We start from the raw sequence: 17,670 nt of genomic DNA on the forward strand, positions 1-17,670 counted from the left end.
CTTCTCTAATATCAGCAACTTTCATCATATCAAGCCACCTCGATTCCGAGAATACGTTCAAATTCCGGTATCACTGTGTCAAAATACACCCAGGTATCACACTCATGCGCGGAATGTTGACTCTTGTCCCTGCGGTACTCACCAAAAGGTGCCGTCTTTAACCGATGCTGGTTGGCAATCCTGCCGACCTTGTTCGCGGAAATCCCAAACATAATACCGATATCTTTTGCAGAATAAGCCTTCTTCTGTTCAATGGCGGGTAGCGGTATGATTGGTTCCCCGGCCAGAACTTCGCTTGCTTTTGACACAAGAACATTTTTATATGTACTGGAAAGTGTGTCCACCTGAGCCAGTTTCATATAAGTTTGAGCCATACGGCTGCGGGCGTTCATCATCATAATCTCTGTACGGTCTTGTTTAGACTCTTTCTGCTCTTTGACCTTGAAATATGATTTCACTAACTGCCGCTGCACCTGCCATGCTAAATCGTCAGTAAAAGACTTTGCAAGCATAAGATATCCGGATTCCGTTAGAAATACCATATCCTGTTGTACCTTTGAAGAAATACCCATTATCTTGTTGCGACGAATTTCGTCGGGACAAATTCTAAAATAATCTTCACCGGCAATAAACCTTTCCTTATTTTCTCTAAAGTTTCTCCCCGCCGTTCCCTCCGGTCTATTATGAACCATATCAACATCTTTAAATGTTACTACTCTTTGACCTCTAAATTCTTTAACTGTCATGTCTTGATTGTTTACTGTAACTATTAAACTTTGCATAATATAAATCCCCTTTCAAAATTGTTCTTGAAAGAAGTTCCAATCTGCATTATAATAATATTTACAGAAGGAAACTTCTTTGGAAAACAACCGTTTGTGCTGTGGTAGGTGCGACGGTTGTTTTATTTTTCTTCCAACTTCTTAATCCCCCTACTGATGGCTTCGGTCTTATTGACCTTTTCTTTTTCACAGTATCTGTCCAAAATTTTTTTATCTTCATTACTAATTCGGATACTTATTTTGTTTGGTCTAGGATTATTCGTTGGTCTGCCTGTCCGTGGACTCATTCTCTCACCTCACTTTTGTCTGGCATAACTCTATTATATATTATGTCTGGCAAAAGTCAAGAGGTTTTTCAACTATTTTTCCGCCCTACCTACGGAATTAAAAAAGACGCTGCATTTCGCAACGCCTTACCTGGCTTATGGGGAGGTCAGGAGCATACTCTGACAGGACTTCTCCCCTATGTTCAATTAGTTTCATAAATACCTCCAATAAAAAAGAACGGTCACCCGCTCTTTAAATTTTCCTTGATAAATTTTCCTGAAAATGTTATAGTAAACATAGAAAAGGAACAACCGCCCACAAGGTGGCTGACCAGAATATGAAATTAGAAATCCCACCCGTCCCGGTCAAGTTCAGGGTGGTTTTTCTATGCTTAATGCACTATCTGATAAACGTAAAAACGAATGTCAGCAATGCAATGATAAACATTCCGAAGGCCATCAGGTCTTTAAAATCAAAATGTCTCATCTGCACCACCCCCATCCTATGTAGAATAGAGGTCAGCCACCCTGTAACACGATTGTTCCTATCCAGATTTTATCATATCATTCTATCATGCGCCATACTAATTTTGTCAGTCACATAGACTGTGGATTGAAATCTATTTTTGTATATTACAAACCCGCCTAAATTTGTAAGCGGGTTTGCTATTCATATGAGTAGTTACAATTTTCTTGTTACAAGCGCAATTACGATACCAATTATAAACATTACCAAGCCCAGCAAAGCTTTACCTAAACCAGCTATTATATCTAAATTACCTGTAATTCCTTGATAGGAAAATATGATACCAACAATCATCAAAATTGTCGATATTACATAAGCTACGATTTTACCAATACCTGTTTCGCTCGGAGGGCTATCGTTTATATAATTAGAATGTTTTTCGTTATGATTTATATCATTAATTCCTACAGTTGTTTTATTATAAGCTTTGTTGTACATAGCTCTTTTAGGGTCTTTAATAACTCCCATTCCCTTTTGACCATATCCTGGAGTTATCACCTTCTTCGTGTTCCTATTAACTTTCCCTGTAGTTTTTGCTTTAAAAGATTTTTTATATGACGGTGTCCTCAATCCCATTTTCATACTAATCCTCCTATAAATATACACTCTAATTATGAACACGATATTGTTAACGATAATCACCATGAGTGCAAACTATTTGTGAGTAAGTACATTCTTCAGGTATCGTTCCCATCAAAAGCAAACCATCATTAGCATCCACGCCTTTAGTCTCTCCTGCCTTTAGTCCATCCACGCTTCCCCTTAATACAGTAACCATCTCTCCTTTACTGTTTTTCACAGGAATAACTACAAATACATCTTTATCATAATCCGAAGAGCCAGTATTAGTCAGCTGACCGAGCATTGACGTCCCCCAACTGGAATCATATTCTAATTCACCTGGAGTAAATTCCATATCACATTCACGATATTTTGTCAATTTTTCAACTGAATAATGAATTTCTGGTGTTCCAATTTGCTCATTTGGAACATCCTCAGTTAAAAGACCTTCACAAATATATGCTGATTCTCCTGGGTTTAAAGTGGCAGGACTAATAGATGCAAGTTTATCAGTGCTAATTATATTCCCGTCTATATCGAATAGATCAATAGAAACATCATCAAAATGTATTGTAGCAGCGCTAACATTTTTAAGCTCGCTCAAATAAACAACAACTCCACTATTTCCAACATCTTTTACTAACTTAGTAGACACAACTTGTACACCATCGTTATATAATTGCTGACTTTCAGACGAAGAATCAGTATACCCTTCGTTAACGGGTGTGTTAATCTTATTAGAATATTCATCGCTCGGTTGGTGATTAGAAGATTTTGAAGTTGAAGGTGCGGTAGAAACAGGAGCGAAACTAGCATTATCATCCCCACATCCAAATAAGCTACAACACAATATTAATACAATACCCACACATAATACCTTTTTCATATAAATTCCCTCCCGTAAAATATATTAATTTTATTATACTCCGCGGGAGGGTAAATTCAAAGCTTTTTTGACAAAACTCTCGATACTACTGGAGCCGTTTTCCTTCCAACACGCTCGCTGTCCATGTACACGTCCCCGTCCTTCATTTCAACCGTTACTTCTGGCTTAATTTGAAGCAATGCTGCGATTTCTTTCGCTAAGGCTTTGGTATCAACGCTGGGAGCCTGGATTGTAATAAGTTCGTTTTTAAACATTCCCGAAGTTGTAAAATCATCAAAGGTACTTGCCCTTAATGCCGCCGAAGCATCGTTCATTCCCAGGATGGCGCCGGTCTGCTCATAAAGGCTCAACGCCCGTGACCGCTTTGATGTACTGAGCGGTATTACGACTTCTGGATTATTCCCTTCTGCCAGCCAGGAGAGCTGCTCATTTCTGACAAAGCCACCGTTGGCGTGTCTCACGGCCGTACCTGAAAACTGTTGTGCAACCGTTTGGATAAATGCTTTAAGAGGATTCTTACTGAGCTGGTTTTGCATCTCATCCCGTCCGGTTTTTGCTTTCTTCTTCCAGTCGTCCGAAGGGTCTTCTACCGTAGGCGGATTTAAGTTGGATTCATTCAGCACCAACTCCATTCCTTCGATGCCTGTTATTCCCATTGCTTTTAAGTTTTCCACAAATTGTGGCGTAACTATGCCTATCTGTTCGCCCGTAGACTTATTTACTGCCTCGATTGTTCCTTTGGCAGCGCCCTGTACAAATTTAATATTATCATACATCCCTTGTCCAAGGCTATCGTCCACAGCAATACCGAGTTCCATTAGCTTACCAAGGATTCCCGGCCGCATTGCTTCATCCGCCTGATTCAATTGCCCCAAAAGACTCACCGCCTGGGCCTGTACGCTCGGCTCCTGCCCTACTAGCGATCCAATTAAACTATCGGAAGCATTAATACCTAAGTTGTTAAAAAGGCTCTGTATCTGCGGCTCCTGAATGGCTATTCCGTTAGCCATCTCATTCAGCATCCCCAATACTTCGTCCCGGACTTCCGGACTCATCGCATTAATACCACTCGCCAGATTACTAGGCACACCCATTCCCAGGGCTTCCATTGCACTTTCAATGTCCGGGTAACTGGTCTTTGCCGCGGTAAGTACCTGTTCCATTACACCTGTTCCCGCATCAAACACAATCCCGTAGTTATTTTCCAGTGCTTCGGCCAACCCTTTCGGTATCTGCTGTCCGGCTTCTATAGCGTTTGAGATCGTGTTCTGAAGCTCTGGCGAATCCGCCACCTGATCTGCCAGCAGTTTATAAGATGCGTCGACATCGCCCGTCATGGCAGCCAGTTTATTATAATCGGTCAGTCCTTTTCGGATGTTGTCAGGAGGGATTTCTCCCATATCCCGGTACTTTTGTGCAATGCTCTCCAGTTCTTGTATGTCCGGTTCCATGTTTTTCAAGAGTTTTCCTACAGCGTCTTTCGTAGGCCCATCCATATCGGAAGCACCCTTCATGAAATCCATTTCTAGTGCGTCAAAAAATCCACCTATATCCGTTGGATACTGTTCCAACTTATCTGTAAATGTCGTTGAAATACCTTCTGCGAACTCGTCCGCTGCATCATCTGCTGCTGCTTCATAGTTTCCCTGAATGGTATCAATCTCAGCTTCTATCGCACCTAAATGTATTTCTCCTTGTTTCGCATAAAATTGGCTGTTGATATCAGCCAGAATCCTCTCGTAATCTTCGCCCCCGTTCGGATACTCCATATTTAATGCTGCAACAACCGTATCATATGCTTGATCTGCTTCGTCCAGGCGCTCTTGAATCTGATTATGGATTTCCTCCTGCAGCTTTTGAAAACTTTCTGCGTCAATTGATCCATTTTTTGGCGCGCTGGCAACAATTCGTCCAAGCGAAGCTTCGTATTCGGCCTGAGATACTTTTTCCATGTATTCCTGAATCTTCTGCCTCTTTTCTTCAATCACGGCAAATTCATCATCGTCCATTATCCCGTCAGCCCAGGCATCATCGACCGCTTGTGCCAGCTCATCGCCCAGAGCCTTTAATTCCTGCGATGTTCCATTATAAAATTCCTTTGTAAATTCGGACAAATTGGAGTATGCCGCCGTCCCCGGTTCCAAAAGCGCGTCTATCGCCAGAGTTGCCGTATAATGCTGCTGCTCGACATAATCCTGCACCTGGTTCACGTAGCTTAATACGGATTCTTTGTATCCCTCCCGTTCCTCCTGGGACAGCTCCAGACCGACACTGATTTTCCAGGCCGCTTTGTCCATTTCCTGAACGGTTGACCGTAAATCACTCTCCAGAGATTCTAACTGCTCCTTCGCCTCAACGGCTGCACTGACCTTGACCGTCCAATCCGTAGTGGTCAGGCGTTTGGCAACGTCCTCCACTTCCTCCGCAGATAGTTTGACGTCTCCGAAGTGCTCCTTTAGATTGGCTTCCACAGCTTTTTTTCTGGCAATGATAAAAGCGGTTCCAATCCCTACGATTGCCGCCGCAGAAAGTACCGCTACCCCAGTTGGCGAGGCAAGCTTTGACAAAACGCCTGAAAAACCACCCATAGTTGACGTCGCCTTTCCCGCTTCTCCTGCCACATCTGCCACGCCATCGGACATAGTTTTCAGGGGAGCCTTCTTTCCGGCCTTCTCAAGCAACCCACCTATCCCTTTCGTAAGGCTCCCGATTCCCTTTGTCGTAGAACCGGCAATTTTTAGAACCGGCCCTAATGCGGCCGCAAATCCGGCGGTATACACAATTGTTTTCTGCTGCTCAGGAGATAGGTCAGAAAATTTTTCCGCCAGATCACCAATGAACTCTATTCCCTTCGTGATCAATGGAAGTAGTTGTTCCCCGGCCTTGATTCCAGCATTTTTTAATTTATTGATCTCTTTTTTGATTTTCCCCATGTCGGAATCATTCATTTTCTCGAACGCGGATTCCGTGGCACCTGCGCTGTCCTGCATGGCTGACATTGCGCCCTGCATGTCCTTCGCGCCCGTCTCGGAAGTCAGGACCATCATAGAGTTAAGACCTTCTACAGAGCCAAATAAGGTAGCAAAACCCCCTATGGGACTGTCCGATGCCTGTGCGAGAGCGTCCATACTTCCAGAGAGTTCTTTCGTTTCGGCCTTAAGATTCTTGTACTCTTCAGAACTTTTCTTCCCCTGTTCTTCCAGCTCTGCCATCCTGGCCTGATTCTGTCCTACTTTCTCAGACAGGTTTGCGTATTCCGGAGCTGCTGTCTGCAAGGCGGCTTTTACATCTTCCATGACTCCTGTAAGGCCTTTGCTCTGCAAGGCAGAGGCAGAAAAATCAAGTCCAAGAGCGGCAGCGGCATCTGAAGCTTCAGAGGTTGGCTTGATGATATTGGACAGTGCTGCTTTAAGGCCCGTTACCGCCTCAGAGGTTCCAATACCGTTTTTGGTCAGCGTCGCCATGATGGACATGACTTCTTCGATGCTCATACCAAGCTGGGACGTAATGGGAATCACCTGACCCATGCTACCTGCCAGTTCACCAAAGGTTGTTTTCCCATAGTTCTGCGTCATCAGCATCATATCAGAGACCTTCTGCATGTTATCCACACCAGATAGGCCATAGCTGTTCATGATGGTAGTCAAACCATCTACGGCGGTTGCGGTATCGGTAAAACCTCCCTTCGCAGCTTTTGCAGCAATTGTCGTATAGCCAATGGCATTTGCAGTATCTCCGGTTGCAGAAATAGTCTGGTATAAAGCCTCGTTGAACTCCGTCACAGCAACACCAGTTTTGTCGGATATTTCCATCACGCCGGATTTTATTTCATCCATGCCGAGCACAGTCTCGTCCGCAATTGTGGAGACTTTTGCAAAACTATCTCCAGCATCCAGAGCAAGCTTTGTCGCTGCGGTTCCTGCCGCCACCAATGGTGTTGTTATCCCCAGGGTAAGACCGTTTCCCATCCGATTCATCCCGTCCCCAATGGTCTGCATCTTTGTGCCGGCTTCCTTCATGGCTCCACCGAATACCGTGGCTTTGCTCTGTGCCTGCTCCAGCTCCCGGCTCATCTGGCTCACGGCTACTTCCGTGTTGTTTAAGTCGGTCTGAAATTCCTTTACCTTTTCGCCAGCATCTTCTATTTCCACTCCCAAGGCATCGTGTTTATTTTCCAGTTGGAAAAGTTCATTTCGGTATTTCTCCGATTTATCCCGAGCCTTCTCATAACTGTCTGTGATCTCTCGGTTTTTTTCAATGGCCGCTTGTACCTGAGTACTGTTCTCCCCATATTCTTTTGTGACAGCCTTGATTTCATTTTGAGCTTCTTTATACGCTCCAGAGAGATTCTTCACCTTTTCCTGCGCTTCACTGTATTTTTGTTTTGCTGCGCTGATTTTTTCATTCAGGTCTTTTTGTTCGCTTTTTGACCGGGAGATAATCGTATTCAGGCCCTCGATCTCTCTTTTATAAACATTGCATTTACTCTTTGCCTGCTCAATGTTTGTCGAGAGTGTCTTTGCCTTTGTCGCAGCGTCATGAAAGGCGTTTCCGGTCCCTTTGCTCACCGCTTCCAGCTTATTGATCTCTGACTGAGCCAGTTTTCCCGATCTCTCGATCTTATCCAATTCCTTAGTCGCGCTGGCAACGGATGTTTCCATATTGGTCAGATCCAGCTCAATATACCCTTTTGCAATGCCCAGTTCTTCCATTGCCTTACACTCCTAACTTTGCATAAAATTCACTCATGCTGGTCACTTCCGTCTCGTAGACAGGGGATTCCCCATCATACATACGGCCTTTGATATACTCGCAGGCTTCATCCAAGCAGAATGATACATAATCATCTTCGATTCTTAGCACCTGGCTGGCGCTTGTTTTCCGCGCCCGTGCCAGATTCATTACTCGCATTAGCTCCTTGCTTTTCACGAAACAATTTAAGGGCGTTCACCCCCGTTTGTACATAATCGTAGATGTGAAGTAGCTGAAAATCCGTCAGCTGGATGCCGGCTTCTTTAAGCTCCTGATAGGACGGCTCAACAAGCGCCGCCTCTGCGATGCAATGGAGAACCTGCGCCATGTCTTTAAATTTCTCTCCGCTGTTTATCGGCTTTGTCACGCCATCCCGGAATAGCTCTGCTGCCGTTCCCAAAAGCGGATTGGAAATGGTCCCGGATTCTGCCATTTCCAAAAGAGACGGTCGTTTCAGCTTTACCACAAATGGCTCATCAGAGACAAAACCGGGAAGCTCCACTTCGGAGCCTCCCGCATATTTTTTTAATTCCTCCAGTTTACTTACCATATTCCATTCTCCTTATGCTGTTGCAATCGTCGGCAGTACATCCACGTATGCAATGGTATACGGTGCTTCCCCATTCCCTGGCGCAGAGTTGATCGTATATTCAGTTGCCCGGAACACGTCATCTTCGGAATTAAGTCCCGCCGGCTGTCCAGTGCACCCAGGATAAGACACCTTTTCATAACCGGTGATATCGGACCCAGCCATCTGCGCGGAATAAGCATCCAGCTTAAACTTCACGGGTGTATACTCTTCGCCTGACGCCGGCGGCGTATAGCCTGTGATCTTCTGTGTCTCTGCATCTTTTGTAAGGAACCCACCCTGAAGGATCTCGATCAGTTCCAGGATAGTCAGATTATCTGTCAGAGTTATCGTATGTCCAGTCAGGGTCTGTTTCTCCGGCTTTTGCGCCTTAAGAGTTCCTTTTATCATCAGCTTCACGGCATCGGTCGTCTCCATCTGGGGTTCCACACTCAATTTCGTTCCAGATGTGATCCCGATACACCTCGGTGATTCTTCTTCTGTCGTTACAACAATCATACAGCAGTCAATCGTTGCTTTTTCTGTACCTCTTTTCGGTGTTGCTTCTGCCATAATTTATACTTCCTTTCTTTTAAAATCGGTTTACATTGCTTACCTTTTGTACCTGATAGATCAAGCTTGTCATGTAGGCTTTTACATCGTCGTCAGGATAATGGGGCTGCTGGTCATCCACGAGCGTTACATGCGGATACAGGCTGTTCATACAGGTTCTCACGCCGTCTATGTATCCTTCAAATTCGCTGTACCTATTTACCGGATAATACAGTAGGATTTCATATTCTTGCACTGAGACGCTGTGATCCAATCCGGCGCCATTGTTTCTCAGCACCAGATACGGAGATGTACAGTCTCCTTTGTGCTGCCCCAGGGAATACACCTCATACCCGGCTTCTTTTAGATGTCTATATATGGTTTTCCATTCCATCTCATCGTCCTCTCAATATCTTCCTGCATCCGGCCATGATCTCCGGTCCACACTTACGAAGGGTGGGATAAATGATCGCGTACCGCTTTTCATATCCAAATTCCAGTTTTACGCCGTAATCCACCCCGTGAGCAAGATAGATTCTCAGTCCATCCTCGCTCTCTGTGCAATAACCTTTCAGTCTCTGCCTTGCATGACCGGTTCGGTCTGTCCAGGGACGATTGCTCTGCGCTTTTCCCTGCAGGTCCTTCGCCGCTGTATTTCCAAATCCCATCAACGATTTTTTCATTCTGTCAGGAAGAAAAACGATCCCTTGCTTCAAGTCTCCCATATCGAACATCAGACCACCTCCAGAGATAAGTCCAGGCACAAATGAAGGTTCCCCAAGTCATCTATGCCAATCACCTTGTATCTCACCCCTTCGATCAACACGGTATCTTCCTTCTGAAGCTCGGCGTGATATAGAACTAATAACTTAGATTCTTTCTTTGTATACACCTTCCCGGACTCTATCAGTGAGACATTCAGAAATCCATTGGCCTCGTGAAAAAGTCCCCTGCAGGATAGGACTTCCACTTCTCCCACGGGTTCATGAAATTCGTTTTCGCCCTGTCTTATGAATGAGCAATCCATTCCCCGGCATTTTATGGCTTGTTTTAACTGATGCAGTTGGTGTACCATGTCACTCACCCGCCTTTCGTGATAACCGTGCAGTTCGGACGGTACATAGCCGCCAGCCGCATCCAGTAGGCGGAGGAATCTGCCAGAGAAAGGCCGGAAACGCTCAACGAGCATTCCTCGGCCTTGATCACCAGGCAGTGATACGACGCTAAATCAACATCATTCCCCGCTCTTTCAAGATGATATTTTAGCTCCTCTTCATCGAAAAACGGCACTTCCTTTTCTCGAAGATTCAGCTTGAGTTCTTTCAGCTTCTCTTCCTGCTCCTGCTCATTCAGTGCCATGTTTTATCCTCCTGTTTAATTAGCCGGCGCTTCCGGTGTTGCCGGGTTAGCTTCAATTTTATGTTTTAAAGCTACAATCGGAATGTTTTTTAGATCTTTCTTGCGCGTCCAGTTTGCCGGTTTTTCGAGATCGGTATTAGCCGCATATTTTTTTCCGCCGGTCATTGTCGCGGAAGGGTTCCACGCCAAACCTAACGGGTGCATGACCAGGGCTCGACGATTGATCAGTATATTCTCTGCTTTTCTCTTATTTCGATCAGTCTCTGTTCCCACTAAACCGCGCGGCATTCCATCATCACGGGCAAACACACCTTTTCCGAGAAAATAGGTCATATAGGTCTTCTCTGTAGAATCGTAGGGCATCCCGTCATCCACAATCACCTGATAACCCAAATAATAATCGATCTTTATCTGCAGGGTTGCATCATATTCTGTCTCAATGTTCTGATGCTTTTGCAGCTGAGTATAGGTGGCTGAGTGCATAAATACCATTCCCAATTTGTCATAGGCATCCCCCATCAGCTGTTTTGCGTCCAGAGTGTTATCCACACCAATGATACAATCCGTCCCTGCTGCTGCAGATACGTCCAGTACATGTTCTTTCAGCGCCCCCTTTGACGGATCCAGAATGCCCTTAAGTACGGACAGCATCACAGCCTGCTCTCTTTCATTCCACCAATCCGAGATCAGGTTTGCAATGGCAGCCAGTGGGTCGGTTCCGCCGAACACCTTTGAAAGATCGCTATCTCCCCAGCCTTTCTGACGAACCAGTAAAGTTGCTGTCTCATTATCGGTAGTAATCTTATCCACGCCAATCTCTTCCTCGCCAAACACCTCATCTTCACCAGTCAGCGGCTTATAAAAAGGCATGGTGATCAGGTTGCCGCCTTTTGGCGTTCCGTCTATAATTCTCGATACTTCCGGATCGGAAGTAGTTATCCCACTTTTCACCAAAGTGGATTTTTCAGTTGTCCTATGCAGAGTATATTCCGTAAATTTAGACGGTACGATCTGCAAATCTGCAATTGTTGTTATTGCCATAGTTTAATTCCTCCTATTCAATCTTTGCTTCCATTCTTAGTTTCTTAGCCTGCTCCGGGTCAGATACTTCAAGGCGCATCTGTTCCGTGAGGTTCCATCCTTTCTGGGTATAAGGGTTCTTTTCATCCGGGGTCCGACTGTCATGGTTTCGTGGAAAGTTTCCTGCGCCGCCTGTTCCACCTGTATTTGCTTCCTGGAATTGTGCCGCATAGGTTTCCTTCGTAGATTTGATGAAATTTTCCTGATCCTTTACTTTTCCCTTATCATCAAATTCTACGGCGTTTCCCAACTTATACAGAAGATAGTCCACATCTGTACATCCTTCCGCCGCCAGAAGGGAGCGAAGAGAATACTCTTTTCGGTCTTTTTCCCGGCCTTCCCTTTCCTGCTGCAGCTGTGTCTGCAAATCCTGAACGTCGACTTTTTCAAGCTCTGCAATGCGGTTTCCCTTTTTAATAATATCTTCCCGCAGTGCTTTAATCGTGGCCTCATCCGTGCCTTTCTGCGTCTGGTAGCCGGTGATATCAACTCCGTATTGCGCCATGATTTTTTCAACAGTATCTTTCTCCAGACCGAGGCCTTCTAAAAATTTCCTATCCATTGTTACTCCCTCCGATACTACGCTTGTTATCGGGGTCGCGTCCCCGTGTACCCGCGCCGATTACGCCCGCGCCCAAGCGAATTTTGAGTATAATAAAAGCCCGGATTTCTCCGAGCGATTATTTTATAAAATATCTAACTATCCCAATCTCCATCTATGTGTTTGAATTTCACAATATCTGTTAATGGCTTACCTTTTTTCAGTGCCTTCTTAATATCCCTGATATATAGTTTATAAGTTATATCCCCGTATTCAAGCTCCTCATGACAGTCAGGATAATCTTCAAACATTTCGTAGTACTCCTCGTATAACTTGTTGAGTTCATCTGTCATTTTTCCATAATACACTACTTTATCATCCTTTCCAAAATTCCGAAAATTTCCCGGCTTACATTGGGAAACAGGTCATTTACCAATATCCATACCTGGTCATCATCCTGATACTCTATTCTTCCAAATTGGGCCCATACTTCTTTTTCAACTTTTTTAGGCTTTTTCCAATATTCCGCGCTATGTCCAAAGCCAAGACGAAGCTCTCCACCACTTGCACCGCTTAGCATATCCGAGATCGGCCGGTATTCAGCCTTTAGTTTTGCACCATTTTTTCTGAACGCTTCCGGATGAGTCGAGTATAACATTTCTATTATTGTTTTTCCATTCTTTTCAGCATTCAAGACTATGTTCCTATAATCCAGAAGAATATTTTCTGTAAGTGCTCCATTGCTTGTAATCCCGTAGGCTTCATCAATCTCGTGGAACAATTCATGGGCGATCACATCCCCTTTCGCATCAGCAGATAGATAGACTTTTCCGTCCTTATGACTATAATACGAACGCTGTTCATACGACTTCTTAAATTCTACACGGTTTCTGGATTGTTGCAGCAATGCTGAAACATGTGGATTACTGATATATTTAACATGCCTGTCAAACGAATCCAGCTGTTTTGAAATATTCTGTCTAAAAATCCCTTTGAAAAGTCCCTTAGCATCCTCATCTTCATCAGGAAAAAGCCATCTGTCCAACGCCGGGTTCTCGCCTCCATTAACCCAGTCATTTAGTTCCTCTGCGATCTCATAATAAGACTTTGTTATGACCGCAGTTATAATACACACGCCATTCGGATGATCCAACGGTACATCGTCCTTGTCGAACAATTTTCCGTCCCGCTGCCTACACAGATCGCAGGTTCGGCCGCCGTTAGAGGAATGCCACTGATATCGTTCTATGAATGGATTATCCTGCGTACTCCGCTGGAAGGACAGCTGATAAGCATGGGTGACAGAAGTCCGAGCCAGACGCTGTGCATTGTAATCCACCATCTGGTTACTACGTGGATACACCTTCTGCCATTTCCAAGGTTTCGCTGCCCCCGGTTTCAGATACAGTTCCAGGTCTTTCGCCAGATCATAAGCGGACTTTTGCTCAAGGATTCCTCTGTTGATGATATATCCTATATCCTGATTAAACTTTCCCTGATAATTCCACAATCGCTCTGACAAACCAGTGAAATCCTTATAGATCCCTCCGTTCATCAGCTCATCCACACAAGACTTCGGAATTGTTGAAAACACATCCCGGAACCGTTCCGACATCCGCGGGGCAATGCCGCCCCAGAACGCCTCCTGCGCCCCTGTAGTAGCCTTTGCGGTATCCAGAATGCTGTTCCCTACAATCCCTTGCAGTTCTTTGTATATAGACTCACTCTGCCCCTTTAAGGATTTAGCATAATCTTTCAGCCAGCGGTACTGCAAAGACTTTTCGCTTTTCCCGGCCAAGCTGTGCCCAAACTCTGAGGCAATATCTCCGTACAGATCAGCAATCTGCCGCTTCTGCCTCCGTGTAATCCGCATTCTCTTCGCCTGGGCTTCCTGTACCAGATCTTCATACTGCCTGATATGTCCATATGGCATCTATCACACCGCCTTACATTTCACCGGCAAAGCTATCTTCTAACATGCGCTTTTCCTGGATAAGCTGCTCTATCTCTGCGTCTGCTTCGTCATCTGTCAGACCTTTGTGGTCTGGGCCTCCCCATTCCATCAGATAGGATTTTATAGACCGGGCAACGCCGACTTCCTGTAAATCAAGGGTACGCTCTTCTGCTTCATCTTCCGGAAGAGGATACTGATTGTCAATAGTGACCACGTGATCCGCTGTCCGGAAATCGCCATATATCTTTTTGAGGTTCGGAAACACATCGGCCGCATACAAGACCATCTCGGTCAGCCATTCCAGTGCCGGTTTCCAGGCGGTCCATTTCGCTTCACAACGGCAGATAAGGGGCCAGTACAGCATCTTCAGCCCCTTGCCTGATGTCATAAGCCCTTGCGTTTTTTCAAGGCTTAGTTCCGGAATCCCGAGACTGTCGTGCATATTCTCCGAGATGTTTCCAAGGGTATCCGCATAAGCTTCTTTGTAAGAAAATGAATTTTCCACTGTACCAACGGAAGGTATCCTTCCCTGGTTGATGGGGTCCGCCTGCAGATCCCAGACAGCCCCCGGCGTATTGGTGAGTTTTTCAAAAGCTTTTGGTGATGCACCGGAAACCCAGGTGATATGGTTCATGGTTTTTCGGATGCTGTCCAGATTTGCAGACCGCATCTTATTATACCAGGAGTCCTCATCCATGATCGTATCTACATCAGATTCCCCATCCGTGTCACCCGACAGGCCATCATTGACAATAACATACACTGGAATCCGATCAAGCTTTGTATCTCTGTCCTCTATCTCATGTCCCGGTACGGTCTCGCCGTATCCATCATGCAGACTCTCCGATACATAGCAGTGGCCTTTATCCATCCGGTATCGCTGCCGCCACCAACGCTGCTCCGTCTTATCCTCACTGTCGTTGACGCAATAAAAAAGGACGACCTTTCTCAGGACATCCACATCATCCAACTCCGTCTCATAAAAAAAACCATCTGCAGGTACAAACATGATCCCCAGTTTATCAGGGGTCACATTTACTTTTAAAGCAACTTTCCCACCGATAAAACAGTCCTTTGCCCCTTTCAAAAGTTTATCAGACCATAGATTTTTCTTAAGCACCTCTTTAATATATTCCTGCATATCCGATTCATTCGGCTTCCCCTGATCTGTTTTCTTCTCATTCGGACAGGATATTTTAATATCTGGAGTTTTCCCGACCATGAACTCTGCCTGTTTGCTGATCAGTCGTTTGATCTTCCTAGACCTCAGTCTTGTCGGTGTAAATTCTTCGGATTCTTCTTGCTCGGTTTCAAATTCCGCTCCTGCAGCATAGATATTATACCACTCTACGATCCGGCGCAGTTTTTCCGTCATCTCCGGCCCGTAGGGGCCAGATAACTCCTGTATGATAAATATCGGTAAATCCATCAGGCTCATTCCCGTCACCTCTCTCCATATTTCTTGTCACTGTAGATTCCATATCGCATGGCGTCCATCACATCATCCTCTACCTTCACCGGTTCTTCTGCCCCCTCTTTCCAGGCGTAAGTATCGATCTCCTTATCGAATTCCTCTGCCTGATCCCGGACAACAAAAAGACGACGCGTTTTAAACAGCGTCGCCACTTCCGCAATGCCCGCGGTCACATCTTTCATTGCTTTTATCGCCCTTAATCCAGCTCTTTGCATTTCAAATATCAGGTCCGGCCTGGCGGAATCACAATAGAAATTGATATATCCATATTTCTCCTCCAGTTCCAGGCCTATCTTGATCCAATCATCAATGGAACAGTGCTTTTTACACCATTCCTTCAAGATGTATAAATTCCCGTCTATCCCTTCCCCTATCAGGAGAAATACCCCGGGATGTTCCCACCCAAAGTCTACACCAACAAAGTGCCGCACGATTTCCGGAATCTTGTCTTTTCGGATGTAGTGTACCTTGCGGTCAAAGTCCGGATAAACAATGCCCGCAGCCGCCACCCATCCTCCATTGATATCTCGGTCTGTATACATCCCTGACGGAGTTGTGTCTATTATATTTTGGATATATCGCTTTGACAGGAACGTATTATCCCGTAATTTCCAGCGGAAATCTACGATTGTCTTTCCGTCTGCCTTATCTATATAATCCCTTTTCAGCCAGTGGGAAGGGCTGTCTGGATTCGTATCTACCAGAAGTCTCGCTCCATCACCAGAACATCGAGATTTGATCTCGTTAAATACTTCCGGGTTAGCCACCGTCGCTTCGTTGATATATGCACCGTAGGCTGTCATGCCTCGTATCCTGCCAAGATCATTGATCTTTGAGTGTCCGAAGCAGCATACTTGTACACCGAATAGTTTAAATCGGTTGATGCGGTCAAATTGAAACTCCAGACCATACTTATTTGTTAGCTCATTTAGAATATTTCTTTGAACTGCTCCCAAGTCAGAGCCGGCGAGGATGTACTGCGGCAGAACAATCCCGTTATGATCTGCTATCTGTCGTACCCGGCGTAGCTCATGGAGGAACAGATCATTATCTATTACTGTTTTACCTGAACGCTTTGCCCCGTGATTGATCAGCATAAAATAATCATGATTCATGGCAAATCGAAGGACTTCCTGCTGTTTGGGACTGTATAAATCATCCAGACCCATCCTTTACCGCCTCCCCCAGCTTGTCAAGGTAGGTGCCGACAGAATCCTCTATGCTGGTAGTTTTTATGTCATGTCTGTCCCGCCATTCATTGGGCTTCCTGTTCTTAAGCCAGAAGATCTGTGCAGTAGTGTCAGGAGCTACCTGTTTCGTCACAATCTTCGTGATCCGCATTGATGTCTCTCCAGTCTTTGCATTATCGCATATTTCACTGGTCACTTCGTTGTATTGATAGCCCAACGCCCTTTTAAGTAAAGCATTCTCTACCTGCCTGTCAACGACCTCCTTGCCCTTTTTTAAGGCCTCGGAAATCTCAGCATATTTATTTTTCCAGTCGTAAAGCGTAGCCGGGTTAATACCGATATTCCCAGCTATCTGCTCATCTATCAGTCCATCCCTGGCCCATCCTTCCAGTTTTAACAGCCCTTCTGACGTAAGCCAGTCCTGATATTTACCTTTTGCCATACACTGGCTCACCTCACCTTCCTATCTGGGTATTTTCGCAATGTAAAAGAGCCTACCCGGAGGCGGCTCTTGATCAAATTACCTTTTTTTAATAATCCAATTATACTTTCTTAATGACCATACTGAATGATCTTGAATTTTCTCAAATTGAATGCTGATAATCTGTTTGTATTTATATCCCGTGCTATTTTCCAACTCGAGGTTTAATTCGACATTAATAAGTGACTCATTCAATAGATGTTCATCCATTCCTAAATCAACCAAATAAGTATCAAATTGCCCTTTTTTATTGCCGAACGTCATTTCCAAGGGTAATGCGTCATTTGTAATCTGGCGCCCGTTGACTATGAGAATCGACCTTGTTAATTTGGCAAAGTCATCGCCGATATTATAAAATACTAACATTTCCCCTAAGTCATAATTCCATTGTTTTTTCGTTCCGTCTCGTTCACCAGCACCAAAATTATTATATGATATTTGAAAAACACCTTTCTTTTGTTGTTTACTTAAATTTAGAGTCCAAGACGCTATAAAAACTTGCAATAACAGAATTATTGCTTGAGCTATACCCCTTATAATTTGTGCACAATTCATCCTTATGTCTCCCCCACACATTTTCTTTCAGTATACATTAAAAAAACATTTTTGAAAAGAGGGGAGGAAAAGCACCCAGCCGTAACCAGGTGCTCTATTATCCCGGATCCCGGGACCTGCAGCTTATAGTCTATACACTGCTG

18 protein-coding genes are annotated in these 17,670 nt (G+C 44.8%); all 18 read right to left on the reverse strand.

From position 1 onward, the window contains the following. Nucleotides 1–29 precede the first annotated feature (29 nt). Entirely contained in the window at nucleotides 30–782 is a 753-nt protein-coding gene (locus LQE92_RS08810; RefSeq protein WP_231062613.1) for an ORF6N domain-containing protein, read from the reverse strand. 948 nt (nucleotides 783–1,730) lie between these two features. Further along, nucleotides 1,731–2,156 carry a hypothetical protein gene (locus tag LQE92_RS08815; RefSeq protein ID WP_231062614.1) on the reverse strand — a complete coding sequence of 142 codons (426 nt, stop codon included), beginning with the start codon at nucleotides 2,154–2,156 and terminating at the stop codon, nucleotides 1,731–1,733. Between the two features lie 46 nt (nucleotides 2,157–2,202). Next, complete coding sequence (locus tag LQE92_RS08820) at nucleotides 2,203–3,021, reverse strand: hypothetical protein (protein ID WP_231062615.1); 819 nt, start codon at nucleotides 3,019–3,021, stop codon at nucleotides 2,203–2,205. A 56-nt stretch (nucleotides 3,022–3,077) separates the two neighbouring features. Beyond that, the gene (locus LQE92_RS08825) at nucleotides 3,078–7,733 is read right to left on the reverse strand and encodes a phage tail tape measure protein (protein WP_231062616.1); all 4,656 of its coding nucleotides are present in this window, start codon (nucleotides 7,731–7,733) and stop codon (nucleotides 3,078–3,080) included. 131 nt (nucleotides 7,734–7,864) lie between these two features. Continuing rightward, nucleotides 7,865–8,323: an esterase gene (locus LQE92_RS08830; protein WP_231062617.1), complete on the reverse strand. Its 459-nt coding sequence runs from the start codon at nucleotides 8,321–8,323 to the stop codon at nucleotides 7,865–7,867. A 12-nt stretch (nucleotides 8,324–8,335) separates the two neighbouring features. Next, on the reverse strand, nucleotides 8,336–8,914 hold the full coding sequence (locus LQE92_RS08835; RefSeq protein WP_231062618.1) for a hypothetical protein: 579 nt from the start codon (nucleotides 8,912–8,914) through the stop codon (nucleotides 8,336–8,338). 19 nt (nucleotides 8,915–8,933) lie between these two features. Then, on the reverse strand, nucleotides 8,934–9,287 hold the full coding sequence (locus LQE92_RS08840; protein ID WP_231062619.1) for a hypothetical protein: 354 nt from the start codon (nucleotides 9,285–9,287) through the stop codon (nucleotides 8,934–8,936). Nucleotide 9,288: 1 nt separating this feature from the next. Next, on the reverse strand, nucleotides 9,289–9,627 hold the full coding sequence (locus LQE92_RS08845; RefSeq protein WP_231062620.1) for a hypothetical protein: 339 nt from the start codon (nucleotides 9,625–9,627) through the stop codon (nucleotides 9,289–9,291). After that, complete coding sequence (locus LQE92_RS08850; RefSeq protein WP_231062621.1) at nucleotides 9,627–9,968, reverse strand: hypothetical protein; 342 nt, start codon at nucleotides 9,966–9,968, stop codon at nucleotides 9,627–9,629. The genes LQE92_RS08845 and LQE92_RS08850 overlap by 1 nt, the downstream gene beginning before the upstream one ends. A 5-nt stretch (nucleotides 9,969–9,973) precedes the next feature. After that, nucleotides 9,974–10,252, reverse strand: coding sequence for a hypothetical protein (locus LQE92_RS08855; RefSeq protein WP_231062622.1), 279 nt, complete (start codon nucleotides 10,250–10,252; stop codon nucleotides 9,974–9,976). Between the two features lie 15 nt (nucleotides 10,253–10,267). Beyond that, entirely contained in the window at nucleotides 10,268–11,293 is a 1,026-nt protein-coding gene (locus LQE92_RS08860; RefSeq protein ID WP_231062623.1) for a major capsid protein, read from the reverse strand. 13 nt (nucleotides 11,294–11,306) lie between these two features. Next, nucleotides 11,307–11,894 (reverse strand): phage scaffolding protein, encoded by a 588-nt coding sequence (locus LQE92_RS08865; RefSeq protein ID WP_231062624.1) that lies wholly within the window; start codon nucleotides 11,892–11,894, stop codon nucleotides 11,307–11,309. Between the two features lie 134 nt (nucleotides 11,895–12,028). Next, nucleotides 12,029–12,184, reverse strand: a complete 156-nt coding sequence (locus LQE92_RS08870; protein ID WP_231062625.1) for a hypothetical protein — start codon at nucleotides 12,182–12,184, stop codon at nucleotides 12,029–12,031. Between the two features lie 56 nt (nucleotides 12,185–12,240). Then, the gene (locus tag LQE92_RS08875; protein ID WP_231062626.1) at nucleotides 12,241–13,806 is read right to left on the reverse strand and encodes a phage minor head protein; all 1,566 of its coding nucleotides are present in this window, start codon (nucleotides 13,804–13,806) and stop codon (nucleotides 12,241–12,243) included. A gap of 13 nt (nucleotides 13,807–13,819) precedes the next feature. Further along, entirely contained in the window at nucleotides 13,820–15,256 is a 1,437-nt protein-coding gene (locus LQE92_RS08880) for a phage portal protein (protein WP_231062627.1), read from the reverse strand. A gap of 14 nt (nucleotides 15,257–15,270) precedes the next feature. Further along, nucleotides 15,271–16,470, reverse strand: coding sequence for a PBSX family phage terminase large subunit (locus LQE92_RS08885; RefSeq protein WP_231062628.1), 1,200 nt, complete (start codon nucleotides 16,468–16,470; stop codon nucleotides 15,271–15,273). After that, nucleotides 16,457–16,933, reverse strand: a complete 477-nt coding sequence (locus LQE92_RS08890; protein WP_231062629.1) for a transposase — start codon at nucleotides 16,931–16,933, stop codon at nucleotides 16,457–16,459. The genes LQE92_RS08885 and LQE92_RS08890 overlap by 14 nt, the downstream gene beginning before the upstream one ends. 78 nt (nucleotides 16,934–17,011) lie before the next feature. Then, nucleotides 17,012–17,527 (reverse strand): hypothetical protein, encoded by a 516-nt coding sequence (locus LQE92_RS08895; protein WP_231062630.1) that lies wholly within the window; start codon nucleotides 17,525–17,527, stop codon nucleotides 17,012–17,014. Between the last annotated feature and the right edge of the window lie 143 nt (nucleotides 17,528–17,670).

The organism is Lientehia hominis (assembly GCF_021044755.1).
Taxonomy (GTDB): domain Bacteria; phylum Bacillota; class Clostridia; order Lachnospirales; family Lachnospiraceae; genus Lientehia; species Lientehia hominis.

Excerpts from the sequence above, each read along its gene's own strand:
- LQE92_RS08810 (WP_231062613.1), bottom strand. The coding sequence starts at position 782 with ATGCAAAGTTTAATAGTTACAGTAAACAATCAAGACATGACAGTTAAA.
- LQE92_RS08815 (WP_231062614.1), bottom strand. The coding sequence starts at position 2,156 with ATGAAAATGGGATTGAGGACACCGTCATATAAAAAATCTTTTAAAGCA.
- LQE92_RS08820 (WP_231062615.1), bottom strand. The coding sequence starts at position 3,021 with ATGAAAAAGGTATTATGTGTGGGTATTGTATTAATATTGTGTTGTAGC.
- LQE92_RS08825 (WP_231062616.1), bottom strand. The coding sequence starts at position 7,733 with ATGGAAGAACTGGGCATTGCAAAAGGGTATATTGAGCTGGATCTGACC.
- LQE92_RS08830 (WP_231062617.1), bottom strand. The coding sequence starts at position 8,323 with ATGGTAAGTAAACTGGAGGAATTAAAAAAATATGCGGGAGGCTCCGAA.
- LQE92_RS08835 (WP_231062618.1), bottom strand. The coding sequence starts at position 8,914 with ATGGCAGAAGCAACACCGAAAAGAGGTACAGAAAAAGCAACGATTGAC.
- LQE92_RS08840 (WP_231062619.1), bottom strand. The coding sequence starts at position 9,287 with ATGGAATGGAAAACCATATATAGACATCTAAAAGAAGCCGGGTATGAG.
- LQE92_RS08845 (WP_231062620.1), bottom strand. The coding sequence starts at position 9,627 with ATGTTCGATATGGGAGACTTGAAGCAAGGGATCGTTTTTCTTCCTGAC.
- LQE92_RS08850 (WP_231062621.1), bottom strand. The coding sequence starts at position 9,968 with ATGGTACACCAACTGCATCAGTTAAAACAAGCCATAAAATGCCGGGGA.
- LQE92_RS08855 (WP_231062622.1), bottom strand. The coding sequence starts at position 10,252 with ATGGCACTGAATGAGCAGGAGCAGGAAGAGAAGCTGAAAGAACTCAAG.
- LQE92_RS08860 (WP_231062623.1), bottom strand. The coding sequence starts at position 11,293 with ATGGCAATAACAACAATTGCAGATTTGCAGATCGTACCGTCTAAATTT.
- LQE92_RS08865 (WP_231062624.1), bottom strand. The coding sequence starts at position 11,894 with ATGGATAGGAAATTTTTAGAAGGCCTCGGTCTGGAGAAAGATACTGTT.
- LQE92_RS08870 (WP_231062625.1), bottom strand. The coding sequence starts at position 12,184 with ATGTTTGAAGATTATCCTGACTGTCATGAGGAGCTTGAATACGGGGAT.
- LQE92_RS08875 (WP_231062626.1), bottom strand. The coding sequence starts at position 13,806 with ATGCCATATGGACATATCAGGCAGTATGAAGATCTGGTACAGGAAGCC.
- LQE92_RS08880 (WP_231062627.1), bottom strand. The coding sequence starts at position 15,256 with ATGGATTTACCGATATTTATCATACAGGAGTTATCTGGCCCCTACGGG.
- LQE92_RS08885 (WP_231062628.1), bottom strand. The coding sequence starts at position 16,470 with ATGGGTCTGGATGATTTATACAGTCCCAAACAGCAGGAAGTCCTTCGA.
- LQE92_RS08890 (WP_231062629.1), bottom strand. The coding sequence starts at position 16,933 with ATGGCAAAAGGTAAATATCAGGACTGGCTTACGTCAGAAGGGCTGTTA.
- LQE92_RS08895 (WP_231062630.1), bottom strand. The coding sequence starts at position 17,527 with ATGAATTGTGCACAAATTATAAGGGGTATAGCTCAAGCAATAATTCTG.